This is a genomic window from Yoonia sp. (assembly GCF_036007805.1).
Lineage (GTDB): Bacteria > Pseudomonadota > Alphaproteobacteria > Rhodobacterales > Rhodobacteraceae > Yoonia.
The window spans coordinates 1-16,094 of record NZ_DASYOK010000114.1; the positions used below are offsets into that span (position 1 = coordinate 1).

General features: G+C 58.4%; 15 protein-coding genes. 3 read left to right on the plus strand and 12 right to left on the minus strand.

The window, feature by feature from the left end; all coding sequences use genetic code 11:
• From VGP75_RS06400 to VGP75_RS06425, 6 genes are all read right to left on the minus strand, one after another.
• Nucleotides 1-710: threonine aldolase family protein (locus VGP75_RS06400; protein WP_327542858.1), on the minus strand; the 710-nt coding region annotated here is incomplete at its 3' end.
• The gene (locus tag VGP75_RS06405; RefSeq protein ID WP_327542859.1) at nucleotides 711-1,178 is read right to left on the minus strand and encodes a YcgN family cysteine cluster protein; all 468 of its coding nucleotides are present in this window, start codon (nucleotides 1,176-1,178) and stop codon (nucleotides 711-713) included.
• Nucleotides 1,168-2,109 carry a bifunctional riboflavin kinase/FAD synthetase gene (locus VGP75_RS06410; RefSeq protein WP_327542860.1) on the minus strand — a complete coding sequence of 314 codons (942 nt, stop codon included), beginning with the start codon at nucleotides 2,107-2,109 and terminating at the stop codon, nucleotides 1,168-1,170. Before VGP75_RS06410 ends, VGP75_RS06405 begins: the two co-directional genes overlap by 11 nt.
• Before the next feature lie 94 nt (nucleotides 2,110-2,203).
• Complete coding sequence (locus VGP75_RS06415; RefSeq protein ID WP_055294950.1) at nucleotides 2,204-2,647, minus strand: MaoC family dehydratase; 444 nt, start codon at nucleotides 2,645-2,647, stop codon at nucleotides 2,204-2,206.
• Nucleotides 2,648-2,738: 91 nt separating this feature from the next.
• Nucleotides 2,739-3,614, minus strand: coding sequence for a TIGR01459 family HAD-type hydrolase (locus VGP75_RS06420; RefSeq protein WP_327542861.1), 876 nt, complete (start codon nucleotides 3,612-3,614; stop codon nucleotides 2,739-2,741).
• 86 nt (nucleotides 3,615-3,700) lie between these two features.
• The gene (locus tag VGP75_RS06425) at nucleotides 3,701-4,618 is read right to left on the minus strand and encodes a manganese-dependent inorganic pyrophosphatase (RefSeq protein ID WP_327542862.1); all 918 of its coding nucleotides are present in this window, start codon (nucleotides 4,616-4,618) and stop codon (nucleotides 3,701-3,703) included.
• 147 nt (nucleotides 4,619-4,765) lie between these two features.
• On the opposite strand from VGP75_RS06425, the gene VGP75_RS06430 reads away from it, so the two are divergent.
• Entirely contained in the window at nucleotides 4,766-5,416 is a 651-nt protein-coding gene (locus tag VGP75_RS06430; protein ID WP_327542863.1) for a DUF2161 domain-containing phosphodiesterase, read from the plus strand.
• 66 nt (nucleotides 5,417-5,482) lie between these two features.
• On the opposite strand, the gene VGP75_RS06435 is transcribed toward VGP75_RS06430, so the two are convergent.
• The 5 genes from VGP75_RS06435 to VGP75_RS06455 all read right to left on the minus strand — a co-directional run bounded on the left by VGP75_RS06435 (nucleotide 5,483) and on the right by VGP75_RS06455 (nucleotide 13,040).
• Entirely contained in the window at nucleotides 5,483-6,475 is a 993-nt protein-coding gene (locus VGP75_RS06435) for a TraB/GumN family protein (protein WP_327542864.1), read from the minus strand.
• A gap of 371 nt (nucleotides 6,476-6,846) precedes the next feature.
• Entirely contained in the window at nucleotides 6,847-7,479 is a 633-nt protein-coding gene (locus VGP75_RS06440; protein WP_327542865.1) for a Crp/Fnr family transcriptional regulator, read from the minus strand.
• A gap of 44 nt (nucleotides 7,480-7,523) precedes the next feature.
• The gene (locus VGP75_RS06445) at nucleotides 7,524-10,535 is read right to left on the minus strand and encodes an ATP-binding protein (protein WP_327542866.1); all 3,012 of its coding nucleotides are present in this window, start codon (nucleotides 10,533-10,535) and stop codon (nucleotides 7,524-7,526) included.
• A gap of 86 nt (nucleotides 10,536-10,621) precedes the next feature.
• On the minus strand, nucleotides 10,622-11,395 hold the full coding sequence (locus VGP75_RS06450; RefSeq protein ID WP_327542867.1) for a crotonase/enoyl-CoA hydratase family protein: 774 nt from the start codon (nucleotides 11,393-11,395) through the stop codon (nucleotides 10,622-10,624).
• Nucleotides 11,385-13,040 carry an AMP-binding protein gene (locus VGP75_RS06455; protein ID WP_327542868.1) on the minus strand — a complete coding sequence of 552 codons (1,656 nt, stop codon included), beginning with the start codon at nucleotides 13,038-13,040 and terminating at the stop codon, nucleotides 11,385-11,387. The genes VGP75_RS06450 and VGP75_RS06455 overlap by 11 nt, the downstream gene beginning before the upstream one ends.
• 182 nt (nucleotides 13,041-13,222) lie before the next feature.
• Here VGP75_RS06455 and VGP75_RS06460 point away from each other — a divergent pair, with 182 nt between their 5' ends.
• Together VGP75_RS06460 and VGP75_RS06465 are read left to right on the plus strand one after the other, a co-directional pair.
• Nucleotides 13,223-13,885, plus strand: coding sequence for a response regulator transcription factor (locus VGP75_RS06460; protein ID WP_327542869.1), 663 nt, complete (start codon nucleotides 13,223-13,225; stop codon nucleotides 13,883-13,885).
• On the plus strand, nucleotides 13,882-15,234 hold the full coding sequence (locus VGP75_RS06465) for a sensor histidine kinase (protein ID WP_327542870.1): 1,353 nt from the start codon (nucleotides 13,882-13,884) through the stop codon (nucleotides 15,232-15,234). Before VGP75_RS06460 ends, VGP75_RS06465 begins: the two co-directional genes overlap by 4 nt.
• On the opposite strand, the gene VGP75_RS06470 is transcribed toward VGP75_RS06465, so the two are convergent.
• Nucleotides 15,218-16,094 (minus strand): YcjF family protein (locus VGP75_RS06470; RefSeq protein ID WP_327542871.1); only part of this gene is annotated, 877 nt, incomplete at its 5' end. The two genes, VGP75_RS06465 and VGP75_RS06470, sit on opposite strands and share 17 nt — an antisense overlap.

Consider the following 16,094-nt stretch of genomic DNA (forward strand, 5'->3'; position numbering starts at 1 on the left):
TTGGACAGCAGATGCCCCCCACGTTTGCGCCGCAGCTCGAATTCCCACGCGATTTCGGGGTTGAAAATGACACAGGCCTCAACCCCCATTGCGCCGTTCTTGGTGCCGCCGAAACTGACTGTATCAACGCCGGCTTTCCACGTCATTTCCGCAGCCGAACAGCCGAGTGCTGTCATTGCATTGGCGAAACGCGCGCCATCAAGGTGGGTTTGCATGTCGAAGTCGCGGGCGGTCGCGGTGAGCGCCTGAATTTCATCAAGCGTATAAATCGTCCCCTTTTCCGTCACTTGCGTAATCGACAGCGGGCCGCGTTGCGGGCCGTGCACGCCACGGTTTTCTTCGCCAAGGATCTTGTTGCGCAAGGCATCCGGGGTCATTTTGCCGTTTGTCGTTGGCACCAAGGTCAGCTTGGCTTGGGTGTAGAATTCCGGCGCATTGCATTCGTCTTCGTGGATATGCGCGCATTCCGTGCAGAACAGCGTCTGCCATGGCTGGGTCATTGAGGCGAGGAGTACGGAATTTGCTGCTGTCCCGTTGATAATCAGGTAAACGGCAGCTTCGGGTGCTTCGAAGACCTCGCGGACCTGCGTGCGCACGGTCTCCATGATCGGGTCCGCACCATAGCCCATGGCATAGCCGGTATTGGCGGCGACCAGCGCCTCCATCACCTTTGGATGGACGGGGCCTGCGTTGTCTGAAGCAAAAAACATCTAGAGTGGCTCCTCGATAATGTGGTCTTCCCAATCGTCCTCGTCGACCTGAAACTCTGGGATCGTCATACCCCTGACCGATACGCCAGCCCGATGCACAGATTCCGGATCGCCCGAGATCAGCGGATGCCAGTCGTACAGCGGGCGGCCTTCATGGACCAGGCGGTAGCCGCAGGTGAGGGGCAGCCAGTACAGGTTTTCGACGATGGTTTTCGGGGTCAGCACAATACATTCGGGGACAAATTGATGGCGTTTGGCATAGTTGCTGCACAAACAGCTTTCCCCATCAAGCAGGCGGCAAGCGATGCGGGTCATCGCCACGGTGCCGTCGTCATCTTCAAGCTTGTTCAGGCAGCATTTGCCGCACCCGTCGCAGAGCGCTTCCCACTCCTGTTTGTTAAGTTTCGACATCGGTTTGGTTTCCCAAAACCGCGGCGTCAGGCCGTCGCGGGGGATTTCAACGGACATCGGCAAGGATCTCTCTGGCGGTGACACAATCGGCATCCATCTGGGTGATGAGCGCTTCGAGGCTGTCGAATTTCAACTCGGGCCGCAGGAAATCAACCAAGGCAACCGAAAGGGTGGACCCGTAGAGATCGCCTTTGAAGTCGAAGATGAAAGTTTCGCAATTCGGAACATTCTCGCCGAACATCGGGCGGACGCCGATCGAGGCCGCGCCGTTGTAGGTGCCTTTGTGCGGGCCGTCGAGCACGTCGACTTTCACGGCATAAACGCCAAATTTCGGCGGGTGCAGGCCAGTGATCGACATGTTGGCAGTGGGGTACCCCAGATCGCGGCCGCGTTGATCGCCACGGATGACCTCGCCTACGATACGGTGCCAGTGGCCCAGCATTGCGGCAGCGTCGCGCGGTTTGCCATCGCTCAGGGCTTGCCGGATCGCGGTGGAGGAGACATTGGCGCGGTCGATGGCCACGATGGGTGCGACAGTCACGCCAAATCCCATTTCAGCACCGAATTTCTGAAGGTCTGCCACCGTGCCCGCGCGGTCTTTGCCAAAGCAGAAATCGGCACCGACAACCACATGTTTGAGCCCCAGTTGATCGGCGATAACCGTTTGTGCAAAGGCACGGGGGGTGAGGGCGGCAAGGGCTGCGCTGAAGGGTACTTCATAAAGTTTTTCAACACCCAGTTTCGCCAGACGGTTTGCACGCGCTTCGGCGTTCATAAGGCGGAAAGGGTTGGGATCGCGGGAAAAATAGCTGCGCGGGTGTGGCTCGAACGTCATGATGCCGAGGGGTGCTTCCGCCTCTTTGGCGGCTTTGCGGGTCAGGTCGATGACAGCTTGATGGCCGATATGCACACCGTCAAAATTGCCGATCGCCGCGGCGGCGCCACGGTCAGCAGGATCAATGAAAACGGTGTCACGAATGATGCGCATGGCTTTGGGTAGCGGACCACGCAGGGCCGTGCAAGCACCGCTTGTCAGCCCTTGCGGGCTTACGCGCGTGGAAAGCCGTCAGGCTTGAACAGCGCTAGTCGAACTTCCGGCTTGGCGCGAGGACGGTGGCATCGCCAACCAATACTTTTTTGTCGTTCACAATGCAGCGCGTGTTCATGGTGACGCGCCGTTTGGAATGGTCGATATCTGTGACTTCAACTTCGGCCAGCACCATGTCGCCGGGGCGCACAGGGGCGAGGAATTTCAGGCTTTGCCCCAGATAAACCGTGCCATGTCCGGGCAGTTGTTCCCCGATCACGGCGCTGACCAGTCCGGCCGTGAGCATGCCATGGGCGATACGCCCGCCAAAGATGGTGTCCTGCGCATAGTCTTCATCAAGGTGCACAGGGTTTCTGTCGGTCGACACCTCGGCAAACATTTCGATATCGCGGTCCGTGATCACCTTGCGGAGCGAGCGGGTCATACCGATTTCGATGTCTTCGATGCAGATCGTTCCGCGGGGGGCGTTATCCAGCATATCAGGCTCCATTAAGTAACAAAAAATCCAGTATCACGTCGATATTGAAATTTTATTACTTTGCCGATGCAGAAAGATCAAGCGATTCCTGCTACCGCAACTGCCCAATGGTGTAGGTCGTGCTGATCTGCGCCTCGTTCAAATAGGCCTCTAATGCCTCCGGGTCAGGCTGGCGGTCGGTCTTCGTTTCTGCCGCGGCCAATCCACCCGAAATAAAGAGCGTGTCGATATCTTCTTGCAGACCACCCAGAATATCCGTGCCGATCCCGTCACCGATCCCGATAATACGCGGATCTGATGGCGCATTGGTTAATGCAGCGAGCCTGCGGCGCGCGAGGTCATAGATCGGTGGGTGGGGTTTGCCGAAATAGAGGCTCTCGCCGCCCATTTCGGTATAGAGCGCGGCCAGCGCACCAGCGCACCATTCACGGACTTCGCCGCGATCCACGATAATGTCGGGGTTGGCGCAAAGCAGTTTGAGACCCTTGGTCTTTGCATAGAGGAATTCCGGCCGGTTCACATCGACATCGGCCAGCGGATCAAAAGGGCCGCAGCAAACAATGCCTTCGGCCTGATCCAGCGGAACCTTCTGGATATTCACAGGATTTTCAATGATTTGCAGGGGCTGGAAGAAATCATCATCCCGGGGGCTTTCGCCCATGAACCAGATCTTTTCACCCACAATGCCGCGGAACATCGCCGCACGCGCGCTGTCACCAGAGGTGGCAATCGCGTCCCATGCGTCATCAGGCACACCCAGACCGTTGATCTGGCGCGCGACGGAATCCCATGGGCGCGGGGAATTCGTGACAAGCACAACAATCCCGCCCGCAGCACGGTATTTCTGCATGGCAGCAACGGCGTCCGGCAGGGCGGTGATGCCATTATGCATACACCCCCACAGGTCCACAAAGGCGGCGTCATACTGCCCCGAGATTTCGGCGAATTGGTCGATGATCTGGGTCATGCGTTAACCTTTGTGAACGGTATGGAAGGCGTACAGATCCTGTACACATCCGGTACACAACCTGTACATACGTTTGTGCGGCCAGCTTAGACCTTGAGTGCCGGGATGATCTGCTTTTTCCGGCTCATGATGCCAGGCAGGACCACGCTGTCGCCGTCGACTTTTGCGTCAAAGGACTTTTCGGCAACGGTCTTGGTCAGATCGTTGGGGATCAGCATGGTGGCCTCTTCCTTGAGGATATCGACAACGAAAAGCAGCACCTGGTCGACGCCGTCTTCTTCTGCGACTTTCGGCATGGTTTCCATCAGCGATGCTTTGCGGTCGAGCACGATATCGGGCGCTGTGGTTTCGAGCACGGAGACGCGGAATTTCTTGCCGTCGACGGCATATTCCTTGCTGTCCATGCGCAGAAGTTCGGCATCCGAGAATGCAGAGACATCGGATTTTGCGGCAAACATTTCACCGGCGTAGGTGTCGATATCGACCCCAAGGTCCTTGGCAAGCGCCTCGGCCAGATCCTTGTCGACCTCGGTTGTCGTGGGCGACCGGAAGGCCAGCGTGTCGGAAAGGATGCATGACAGCATCAGGCCCTTGATGCCCTGTGGCATGTGGCTGGCGTGATCACCCATCATCTGATGCATGATCGTCGCGGTGCAGGCCAAGGGACGCACAGTGATGTTGATCGGATTCTTGGTTTCCAGCCCGCCGGCCAGTTTGTGGTGGTCAATGATGGCCAGCACATCGGCGTTATTGATGTTTGCGGGCAGTTCGGCGGGATTGTTGGTGTCCACGATCACGCATGACTGGTTGTCATCAACGTCGGCAATGATTTCGGGAAGCTCGAACCCCCAACGCTCGGCCACGAATTTGGCTTCCGTGTTCGGCGCGCCCAGCAGGGCCGCTTTCGCGTCAATGTCGGTGTGGTTCAGGAACCACTCCCAGATCAGGGGCGAGCCTGTGCTGTCGGTGTCAGGGGATTTATGGCCAAATACGAGCGTTGTCATGTGCGTCACTTTCTATCGGAGCAAGGTTTGGCCCGTATATAGAAGTGTGCGCTGGGGCTGTCACCCCATCGTGTCAGTTTGAACGGTCTATTGGCGGGGCTTGTCATCGTCGGATTTTTCCAATTGGCTATGCCGAAAGGAGCACCCATGCCACGCGAGGCCGATTTATACCCCCCCATCAAGGCCTATCTGCAACGACAAGGCTATGAGGTGAAAGGCGAGGTCGGCCCTGCCGATGTCGTCGGGCGGCGCGGTGATGCACTGGTGGTGGTCGAGTTGAAGATGGGGTTTTCGCTGGCGCTTTTCCATCAAGGCATTGAGCGGTTGCTCACCACCGATCATGTCTATCTGGCGGTGCCTGCGGGTGGCAAAGACAAGGCACTGAAGGCGAATGTCAAACTGGCGCGGCGTGCGGGTTTGGGCGTGCTGACCGTGCGTCTGCGTGACGGGCATGTCGAGGTGCTGGCTGACCCCGGGCCCTATGCGGCGCGGCAGTCGAAAAAGAAGAAAACACGGCTCTTGCGCGCGTTTGAGCGGTTGCAGGGTGATCCCAATGACGGGGGTGCAACACGGCACGGGATTATCACCGGCTATCGGCAGGATGCGCTGCGCTGTGCGCGTTTTCTGGCCGTCCATGGGCCGTCAAAGGGCGCGAAGGTCAAGGAATGGGCCGAAGTCCCACAAGCCACGCAGATCATGGCGGCGGACCATTATGGCTGGTTTACACGTGTGTCGCGCGGGGTTTACGATTTGACCGATCTGGGGCGCAAAGGCCTGTCCGATTACGGGGATGTGTAAGCTCAATAATTTTCGCGAAAATTATTGGGCGTGTCGAAGGAATTTCGCGAAATTCCTTCGCTTGTCTCAGTCCAGCCGCGTGATGGTCCAGCCCTCGTTTTCCAGAAGCTGCAGCACACCCTGCTCACCGATCAAATGACCAGCACCGACTGCTACGACTATGTTGTTGTGGCCTTCAGCGGCAGCAGTGATGACCGGAATCCAGTTCCTGTTGCGCATGTTCAGCAATGATTCTTCCATCTCGTCGAACATGGCGTTCCCTGCGACGGGGTCCATACCGGGCACATCGGACATAGCGAGCCGCGACAGTTCCCAAAGCTGGCCGATTTCCTCAGCAAAATAGCTGTCCAGCATCGCAACAAACATCTGCTGTTGCAAATCGGGCACCAGCATGCTGACCCGCAGCATACTGATTTGGTCATCCATGTTGTCGTCGCCGAACAGATCAAACAGTGTTGTGTAAGGTTCGACTGCTTGCATGGGCACACCCGCAGCCTGCGCATCCTCAATGATCATGTGATCGAGGCCGCGCACACCGGCCATCATGTCGGCCATCGCGCAGGATGGGACCGCAAGGGTCATCGACAGGTACCAAGGTTGCATTTTGGCGGCCAGAAAAGATGGAATCCCGCGTTCGCTGGCGGCGGCCAAAATCAGTTGCCATGTGTCTTCATCGACCAACTCTGGCAGGGTTGGGCCATCAACGATGAACAGGCGATCGGGTTCGCGCGTGATCATTTCTTGCAGTTGCGCTTCTTCTTTCGGCGTTGCCTCGAGCAGCACAAGATCGGCCGTCGCGACCGTTTCGGCCAGTTGCGCACGCAACTCTTCCAGGCGCGGATCATAGATGTGCATCGTGCCGACGACGGTGATCTCGGTCGTGTCCTTTGCTGCGGTCCAGATCAGCCCTTCGGAATAGGGCATATCGGCCACCGCTGCCGACAATTGCGCTTCCTGTTGCGGGGTCAACTGGTCCAGATAGCTGTCACCGACACATGCGGCCGCGGCGGGAAACGCAATGCACGACAAAAGAAGCGTTGCTGCGGAGCGAAAGAACATGTGCGATCCTATGACTGGCTGGGTCAGTCAATAAGTAAGTGTTCCGCGCCGCGGGTCAATTCCCTGGGGGCGCGACGTCGTCCAAGAGTTTCATTTTCTCCAATCAAAGTTTCCCAAAATGTGGATGAGCGGCGCGCTAATGCAGAGCGTGGCGCTACCTGATTATCATGAAACCTCTGCAGAACAGCCGAAAATTAGCTGAAGATTAGAAACACCAAGCCTGCGCCGCCGCCAGCCAACATGAGTGTTACTTCACCGCCCAGAATCCCGAAAATACGTGCCAAACTGCGCAATTATGTCTTCCTTTGCCTGACCACTCCCGCGTCATCGCATCCGAGTTTTGGCGCAAATTGGTAAAATTTGGATTAAGACTAGGCGAGCTCGTCCGAGAGCGCTCCAGGATCAAGGATCTCGATCTTTTGACGGGCTGATTTGATCACGCCGCCCTTGGCCAACTTGCTGATCGCGCGGCTGACCATTTCGCGGTTGGCCCCGACCGAGCCCGCAATTTCGGCATGTGTCGGCGCGTGTTCGATGATGGCCCCTTTGGATAGTTTGCCTTCCTCTACAGCTAGCCGCAGCAGGTATTTTCTGACCCGCTGGTCAACAGAAAGCGTTGTCATTTCCATGTTGCGTTCGGTCAGAATACGGATCCGGTCCACCAGATTTTTCGTGATCCGCTCCCGCAGCAGGGGCACTTCGTTGAAAAGCTGCAAAAAGCTGCTGCGCGTCATTGTCAGGACTGTGGCCTCGGTTTTCGCGACAACCGCGAGCGAGCGCGGGATGCCGTCGAAGGCCGCCAGTTCCCCGAAATACGACCCGACGGGAAAGCGCGAAAAGACGATTTCGCGTCCTTGCGGTGTCCAGAAAACTGCCAGAAGTGAACCGGACAACAAAAAGTACAGATCATAAGACGCATCATCCTGATCTATGATCGTTTGCCACGGCATAAGGTGCTGTTCACTGACACCCAAAGGGATATTGCCCAAGTCGGCAGGTTTCATTCCCGCAAAAAGGGGGAGCTTGTAGCTGAGTAATTTCTCGGGGGTCATCTACGCGACAACAGCGCAAGCGCTGCCTGCTTTTCGGGTGGTGCCGCACGCCGGTGAAGCTGGCCAACAGCCTCTGCCAACAGGGCGGCATCTATTTCGTCCGCGCACAACTGGTCGATCCGTGTGCGCAGTAACCACAGTGTCGCACCTTGTTTGCCGGCAATGGCAGCGGACTCTTGACGAAAACGTGCAGCACCGGCTGTGCCACCTTCGATATCACACACAAGAGCATGCAGCCGGAGAACCTCTGGATACCAGCTATGCAGGCCGTCACGCCCATTTTCGCGCACAGCCTGCAACGCGCTTTCATAGGCGGCGGCGATATCGCCATGCTCTGCCTGCGCCAGCGCATAATGCGCCCTAAAATAGGGAAGCCCGATATGCGCGCCCATCCTTTCATAGGTGCTGATCGCCTGCGCAAACCGCGCCAGCCCCTCTTCGCTGGCGCTTTCAGAGGGTTGCATCACGTGCAACCACGCGGTTCCGGTGACCTGCCAGAAAGTTGTGCCCTGTTTGGTTGCAGTGGCGATCCCACGCCGTACACGCTGAATGGCGGCGTCCTGTTGGCCTGCATAGAACAACGATACGGCACCCCAGATCTGGGCCCAGGGTTGCATCACAGGGATATTCAACTGCCGTTGATGCGCATCCGTTTCCATGATCATTTCCGAGATCAGATGCGTTTGGCCGCAAATGGCGCGTGTCACACAGTCAAACATCTGCGCTGCGGCGAATGTGTCGGCACCATAGCTGGCGATCATCGCGCCATGGGTGGTGATATCGTAATGCCTGCGCAGAGCTTTGAAAGTGGGCGATACTTTTGCAAAATCACCGGTATAGAAATGCAAGGCTGCATCTGTATTTAAAGAGGCCAGTCGCAATTCGCTATCGGGCCTGTCAGGCGGCGCTGTACTCGCCGCTTTGCGCAGCATATCGGCAAACCGCGTTGCGGCCTTTTTGTCGCCCGACACAACGGCATGGGTAAAGCTGCCGTAAAGGGCGGGCCCGTTTGCAGAGGAATGCGCATCCTTGCCACTTGCCAGCTTTGCGACGGTTTCAAAGGCTATTCTCACCGAGTCAGCGGTAAAGCCCTGCGTCTGCATCCGGATTGACCCCAGCGCGGAATAGCAGGTGATTTCAAGTGTGCGGACATCGACGTTTGCAGGTGCTTTCTCGCACAATGCGATGGCAGCCAGCACATGGGCTTCGGCATCGTCAAACGCCCCCTGTGACAGCGCCCAGCGGCTGACGGAAAGATAGTTTTCGATCGCCGGAATATGCTGTTCGGCGCGGCTGAGGTGGGCCGTCAGCAGGGCAGGATTGCGCATCATCGCATCGACATGGTCTCGCTTGAGATGCGCGGCAATCTTGGCGTGATAGGCGATGCGCTTGTTCCGCAAAAGGCTATCATATGCCGCTTGGTGCAACAGCGCGTGCGCAAACCCCCATTTGGCAACATCAAGCTTTTTGAGCACACCTTTCCTACAGGCCTCCTCCAGATGCATATCAAGGGGTGCGTGATCTGATGCGATGGCCTCAAGCGTGTCCAGGGTAAAGGTTTGCCCGATAACCGCGGCACATTGCAACACGGCTTTTGTCGGGCCTGTTGCATCAATCTGATCCGCCAACAGATCCTTGAGAGAGCCAGGAACATCTGCGGTCGCGTTTTCGTCGACAGCGGTCCGTTTTGACAAATGCTCGATGAACAAAGGGATCCCAGCGGATTGTGAAATCACAAAAGCCTTTTGGCGGGGTGTGGGCGGTGCATCTGTCACGGCATCGAGCATAGCGGCGGCCTCTGCGTCGGATAGCGGTGCGAGCGTGATTACCGTGATCCGGGACTGGTCGAGGTGCTTGTCGATTTTGCTATCGTCGCGGCTGGTCATCAGGATTTGATGATCATGGTTGCCCGCGTTATCCAGAATATGCCGCAGGACGCCAAAACTGGCGTTGTCCAGCCAATGCAGGTCTTCAAAAACAAGAAGTCCCGCAGGTTGCGCCGCACAGATCGCTTGCCAGAGGCTCTCTTCGATCAGCGCCTTGAGGGCGACATTGCTGCGGTCAATCAAGAGGTTCTGGCCCTCGGGCAATCCCAAAACCAGTGCAAGCGCTCTTTTGGTCTCATCTTCGAGGGCCGGGAAAGCCGTGGCGATATCTGTGAAATCCGGCAGGGTGCTGCCGGTCTTTTGCAAGAGCCACTGTTCGAAGGGCTGATAGCTGCTGGGTGTCTTGACGCCGTCGGCGGCAAAGGTTGTCGCTGCGGTCGCGGTATGCGCCAAATGCCGGGCCAGCGCGGATTTGCCAATTCCGGCCTGCCCCAGCACCAGAACGGGATCACTGCTCAGACTGATCTGCGCGAGTGTGTCTTTGCGCCCGACAAAGGGCGAGAAAGATGTGACTGCTTGCGTTTGGTTTGCCAGTGGGCGGAACAGGGTTTGCGCCTCGGCGAAGCCTTTGAGGGTCTGGTTGCCGATTTCTTCAGTGGCGATACCGCCGCGTAGCAGGGCCTTGGTGCTGGCCGAGATCAACACTGTGCCGGGGGCTGCCTGTTGCTGGATGCGCCGCGCAAGCGTGGTGACCATGCCGGTGGCGCGCGGCAGGTTCTCGCGCCCCCTGTCGATCCGTACAGCGGCGTCACCTGTCGCCACACCGATGCGCAGCCGCGTTGTGATGCCTTGGCTTGCTCCGGCGTTGATCTCTTCAAGTGCGGTCATCGCGGCACTGACAGCCCTTGACGCGGCGAGTTCATCAGCGCGGGCGAGACCAAAGAGTGCGACAACGCCGTCGCCCAGATACTCTGTGACTTCGCCGCCCTGTGCCTCGATAATGCGGCGCGCCTGACCGTAGAACTCTTCCAGCCAGTGTTCGAGATCTTCGGGATCTGCCTTGCTTGCGATGCTGCTGAAACCGACAATATCCATGAAAACAGCCGTAATCTGCCTGCGCTCACCTTGTGCGTGGCCAGTGGTCTGTGATGTGGGAGCGCTGATCGCGTTATCTGTTCTCATGCGGCTGCCACTATATGCGTGTTTTCAGCGCTTCCAAGCGCCGAATGCAGATAGCCTCGCCCGCGTGCGTCCTTTGCAAAGGCGCTCTATTTGCCTTGCCAGACCGGCGCGCGCTTTTCAATGAACGCGCGCGCGCCCTCGGCGGCATCGGCGGTCCGCCCGATCTGATGGATGATTTCGTCGTTTGCGGGCCAATGGGCAGCGTCATTTTCGGCCAGTGCCCTGTTGGCGATGGCTAGCGTGTGGCGTACCGCCAGCGGGGCGTTTGCGGCGATCTGGACGGCGATTGTCCGGGCTGTTTTCAAGGCGTCGCCATCGGAGGCTATACGATTGATCAGCCCCCAGTCGGCAGCCTCTTGCGCGCCGAAAGCGGCCCCTGTCAGCAGGATTTCATTGGCACGCACCCGCGGGATCGACACCGGCAGGCGCACAGCACCACCCGCACCGGGGATCAGGCCAATGCGCACTTCGGGCAACGCAAACTGCGTAGAGGCCCCGGCAACAACCAGATCGCAGGCCAGCATCATTTCGAACCCACCGGCGAGTGCGGCCCCTTCCACGGCGGCAATGACAGGCTTTGTGCGGGCGCGCTTGACGAAACCGCCAAAGCCATATTGACCAAAGAGGATCACATCGCCTGCGCCCGCCGCAAAGGCCTTGAGGTCCATACCTGCACAGAAAAGCGCACCTGCGCCGTTCAGGATCGCGACACGCACATCGGGGTCTGCCTCGACCTTGTCGAATGCCGTGCGGATACCGTCGCAGACCTCCGGGTTGATGGCATTGCGCTGGTCCGGGCGGTTCAACGTGACCGTCGCGATGCCATTTTCGGCGTGATAAAGAACGACATCATTGCTCATTTTCGGCTTCCTTTGCTGCACGCGCCCGCAGGTCTGCGCGGATAATTTTGCCGGTCGTCGTCATGGGCATATCACGGATAAAGCGCACGACGCGGGGGAACTCATAGGCGGCAAGTCTGGTTTTGACATGAGCGGCGATCTCGGTGGCCAGAGCATCTGACGCGTCAAAGCCTATGGCGAGTTGAATATAGGCCACAACGATGGACCCGCGGATCGCATCAGGTTTGCCAACCACGCCCGCCAACTGCACCGCTGGGTGCGTCAGCAGGCAGTCTTCAATCTCGGCAGGGCCGATACGGTAGCCGCCGGAACTGATGATGTCATCGTCGCGGCCGATAAATTGCAGGCGGCCTGTGTCTGTCTTGCGGCCTCTATCACCGGTCAGCAGCCATTTTTCGCCTGCAATGTCGATGAATTTTCTGGCCGTGGCGTCAGGGTTGTTCCAATAGCGCAGAAACATCACCGGATCAGGTGCGCGCACGGCGATGCTGCCTTCTTCGCCGGTAATGCAAAGCGTGCAGGTTTCTTCGTTGACGACATCAACGCAGTGGCCCGGTACCGCAAAGCCCATGACGCCCGGTTCTGCCGGCGCAAGGGCCGCGCAGGATGAGACGATCATGTTGCACTCGGTTTGCCCGTAGAATTCGTTGATGGTGGTACCGAAGACCTGCTTGCCCCAGGCGATGAGCTCTTTGCCCAGGGTTTCTCCGCCCGAGGCGACCGAACGCATGGGAACGGGTTCGGCGGGTGTATCAAGGCGCATAAGTTTGAGCGCGGTTGGCGGCAGAAATGCGTTCTGGATGCCGTGGGTGCGGATCAGATCAAAAGCGGCTTGCGCGGTGAATTTGCGGAACCGGCAGGCCACGACCGGCACGCCATGGTGCAGCGCGGGCATCAGCACATCAAGCAAACCGCCGATCCATGCCCAATCGGCGGGTGTCCAGATCTTGTCGCCGGGCTGGGGAAAGAAATCATGGCTCATTTCCACACCGGGCAGATGCCCCAAAAGGACGCGGTGGGCATGCAGGGCCCCTTTGGGTGCACCTGTTGTCCCAGAGGTATAGATCAGGATCGCAGGGTCATCTGCCTTGGTTGGATGCGGGGTGAAATCGGTGGATTGCGCGTCGCAGAGTGTCTGAAAGTCGGTGGCCTGCGTGTTCTTGCCATCAACGCTGATCACCGCGCGCAGATCGGGCAATTCGGGCATCAGATCGTGGATCATCTGCGTATTTTCACTGTTGGTGATGATCGTCGTGGTGCCTGAATCCCGCAACCTGTGGCGCAATGCATCAGGCCCGAAAAGTGTAAAAAGCGGCAGGGAAATGCAGCCCATTTTGGTGATCGCCACATGCGCCACGGCGGTTTCAAAGCATTGCGGCAGAAGGACCGCGATCCGGTCGCCCACGGCTGAGGTGTGTGAAAGCGCATTGGCAAGCTGGTTGGACCGGTCGCGCAGTGCCGCAAAGCTGTGTTCCGTGGCGTTGCCATCGGCGTCAATATCAATGATCGCGCACCGGTCAGGTGTCAGGTTGGCATGTCTGTCGCAAATATCGACGCCAATGTTGTAATCTTCAGGGATAAGCCACCTGAAGTGATCTCGGGTCTCGGTGATAGTGGCGTGTTTGACGAGCATGATGAGCGACAAACTGAGCCTCTATGTCATTGGTGTCAAACGAAGAACACAATCGGGCGATTGGTGCGCCACGCTTATTGAAGGGGCGTTGCATTTTGTTCCTCGAAACCGCCACGTTAGACTGCCACGAAAGACTTTGTCTGGTGACTCATATTCGCCCAAATTTTGCCACCTCGCGGAATTATGAAAGCAATATGCGTATTCTGATTGCCGAAGACGAGCCCGTGCTCGCCAGCCAACTAAAGAAAACACTGGTGTCCGAGGGGCTCACCGTTGACGTGGCCGTCGACGGTGCCGAAGCGCAGTATCTTGGTGAAACTGAACCCTATGATGTGATCATTCTGGACCTCGGCCTGCCCATTCGGGATGGTCTGACGGTGCTGAAGAATTTGCGCAGCGGCGGCAATGATACCACGATTTTGATCCTGACGGCGCGCAACGACTGGACGGACCGCGTGGATGGTCTTGATGCGGGGGCGGATGATTATCTGACCAAGCCGTTCCACATGGCGGAACTGTCGGCGCGGGTGCGTGCCCTGATCCGCCGCAAGGCCGGCAAAGCGACGCCGGTTTTCTCAAAGGATGACGTGACCTTTGATACCCGTAACAATCAGGTTACCGTTCAAGGCGTGCCAACCAATCTGACGTCACAGGAAATCGCGGTGCTGTCCTATCTGTTCCATAATTCGGGCCGGCTTGTGTCACGGACGGAGCTGTCCGATCATATCTATCAGCATGAAGGTGACCGTGATTCCAACACGATCGCTGTCTTTGTGAACCGTCTCCGCAAGAAACTGGGGAGCAACCTGATCGAGACTGTGCGCGGCAGGGGCTACGTTATCAAAGCAACCGCATGACATCGTTACGCGCCCGCGCAGTAACAGGGGGCATCCTCTGGGCGGTCGCGATCATCGTTCTGGGTTTGGCGGGCCTGTCGTCCTATATGGCATCACAGGCCCAAGCCCGTTTTCTTGATGTGCTGGAAACACGCCATTCGCAGGCTGTCGTTGCGGTGACAAACAATAGCGACACCACCGATGGTCTGGAGCGCGCGATCGGTGATCTGGTGTATCAGGTGCCGTTGTCGGGCCAGTACTGGCAGGTCGAGACCGAGGATGGCAGGATTTATGCTTCGCCGTCACTGGGAGAGGCGCGTTTGCCTGCGCCTGTTGGACGGTCGGAAGTTGTCCAGCGGCGCGAGTTTCTGGGCCCCAATGACGAATCCCTTTTAGGCATTGGCCGGTGGGTCCGCGTCCGTAATGGCGCGCTTTGGCATGTTCAGGTGGCCTCGTCGCTGCAAAGCTTTGATGAAGAGCAGATGGACCTGCGGCGCACCCTTTTGACGGCCTTTGCTTTTGTTGCCTTCATGGGCGTCTTGGGGGCGTTGACTCAGGTTGCAGTTGTCTTGCGGCCGCTCAACAAACTGCGACAGGATGTTTCGGGCAAATGGGAACAGGACGGCGGGATGAAAGTCGCCGACTATCCGGTTGAGGTTGCCCCATTGGTGAATGACATCAACACCCTGATGGAGCGCAACCGCGATATCATGCGCCGTTCGCGCAGGCAGGCCGCGGACCTTGCCCATGCAATCAAGACGCCCTCGGCCATCATGCGCAACGAGTTGGATATGCTGATTATGAACGGCCACGATGTGCATGAAGCTGTGGATGCGCTGGATCGGCTGGATGCGCAGCTCAAACGGTCCTTTGCGCGGATGCGCGCCGATGGAACTGACAGCACGATGGCTGTTGCAACACCGCTGGATATAGCGCTTGGCCGCATGCAGCGTGCCTTTAACGCGCTTGCGCAAAACGAAGGCAAGACATTCACCGCCGTTTTCGCCCCCGGGATGCGCGTGCGCATGGATCAGAGTGATTTCGAAGAGGTGATGGGCAACCTTCTGGACAATGCGCTGAAATGGGCCGCCTCCGAGGTGCGGCTAAAGGCTGACCTGACGAAAGACGGCCAGATCATGATCACCATTGCGGATGACGGCCCCGGCATTCCCAAGGAAGAGATCGCGAAGGCAACCCAGAGCGGGCAGCGGCTTGATACATCCATGCCCGGGACCGGTCTCGGGCTCGCGATTGCGCATGACCTTGTGCATGCCTATGGCGGAAAGATCCTGCTGTCCAAGGATGAAGCACTCGGCGGGCTGGCCGTGCATCTTCGCTTGCCTGTGGCGGCCACTAAGCGCCCCGATTAAAGAGCCCGCTCATGGCACGGCTGACAAGGCCGCTGACCGAGGGTTTCCTGGCGGCATGAAACGGCAGGGGGCGGCACACCTCGATCGCGGCAACGCCGACGCGTGCGGTCAGTGCGCCGTTGATGACCCCTTCGCCAAAGCGCCGCGATACTTTGGACAGCACCCCGCCGCCGGCAACCGAGCTGATCAGATCATCACCCACAGCGACGGCGCCGGTTGCGACCAGATGGGTGAGTACGGTGCGCGTCAGCCGCCAGCTGCCCAAGGTCCCAGCGCGGCCGCCGTAGATTTCCGCGATCCGCCGGATCATGCGCAGGTTCGCGGTCAGCGCCGCAAAGAGATCGGCCAAGGCAATGGGCACGATGGCCGTGACGGTCGCGACCTGGCGTGCGGCGGCCTCGACTTCGCGCTGGGCGCGGGCGTCAAGCGGGGTGAGAAGTGTGGTTTCAGCAAGGCCGATCAGGCCGTCGGCATCAAGCACTTCATTGCGGCGGGACGTCAGTTCAGCGCGTCCCCATGCGGTGTCGTCGCGGTTCCTGTAGAGTTTTTCCAGTGATGCGATGACGCCGTGTGCCTGTTTAAGATCGTGTGACAGCAGGGCGGATTGTGCCTGATGCTGGATCTGGTCGAGTTTGCGCAGGCGTCCGAAGGCCGCCAGTTCGCGCAGGGCGATGATGGCGAGGACGGCGAGGAGGAGTGCGACAAGTGCGGTGGCGATGCCGCCCAGAATGGGCGAGCGCGCGAGGAGCGTGTTGATGTAATCCCATGCGGCCAGTGACACCACAAAGCCTGTCAGGGCAATTGTGACCGACCAGAACCAGCGCGCGAGACGTGAGGGGCGGCGCGTTGCAATTGCCGCG

What these genes read in the sequence shown, in the direction of transcription:
- VGP75_RS06430 (WP_327542863.1), top strand. Translation starts at nt 4,766, where the DNA reads ATGCCACGCGAGGCCGATTTATACCCCCCCATCAAGGCCTATCTGCAA.
- VGP75_RS06425 (WP_327542862.1), bottom strand. Translation starts at nt 4,618, where the DNA reads ATGACAACGCTCGTATTTGGCCATAAATCCCCTGACACCGACAGCACA.
- VGP75_RS06435 (WP_327542864.1), bottom strand. Translation starts at nt 6,475, where the DNA reads ATGTTCTTTCGCTCCGCAGCAACGCTTCTTTTGTCGTGCATTGCGTTT.
- VGP75_RS06440 (WP_327542865.1), bottom strand. Translation starts at nt 7,479, where the DNA reads ATGAAACCTGCCGACTTGGGCAATATCCCTTTGGGTGTCAGTGAACAG.
- VGP75_RS06415 (WP_055294950.1), bottom strand. Translation starts at nt 2,647, where the DNA reads ATGCTGGATAACGCCCCCCGCGGAACGATCTGCATCGAAGACATCGAA.
- VGP75_RS06405 (WP_327542859.1), bottom strand. Translation starts at nt 1,178, where the DNA reads ATGTCCGTTGAAATCCCCCGCGACGGCCTGACGCCGCGGTTTTGGGAA.
- VGP75_RS06445 (WP_327542866.1), bottom strand. Translation starts at nt 10,535, where the DNA reads ATGAGAACAGATAACGCGATCAGCGCTCCCACATCACAGACCACTGGC.
- VGP75_RS06460 (WP_327542869.1), top strand. Translation starts at nt 13,223, where the DNA reads ATGCGTATTCTGATTGCCGAAGACGAGCCCGTGCTCGCCAGCCAACTA.
- VGP75_RS06450 (WP_327542867.1), bottom strand. Translation starts at nt 11,395, where the DNA reads ATGAGCAATGATGTCGTTCTTTATCACGCCGAAAATGGCATCGCGACG.
- VGP75_RS06465 (WP_327542870.1), top strand. Translation starts at nt 13,882, where the DNA reads ATGACATCGTTACGCGCCCGCGCAGTAACAGGGGGCATCCTCTGGGCG.
- VGP75_RS06410 (WP_327542860.1), bottom strand. Translation starts at nt 2,109, where the DNA reads ATGCGCATCATTCGTGACACCGTTTTCATTGATCCTGCTGACCGTGGC.
- VGP75_RS06420 (WP_327542861.1), bottom strand. Translation starts at nt 3,614, where the DNA reads ATGACCCAGATCATCGACCAATTCGCCGAAATCTCGGGGCAGTATGAC.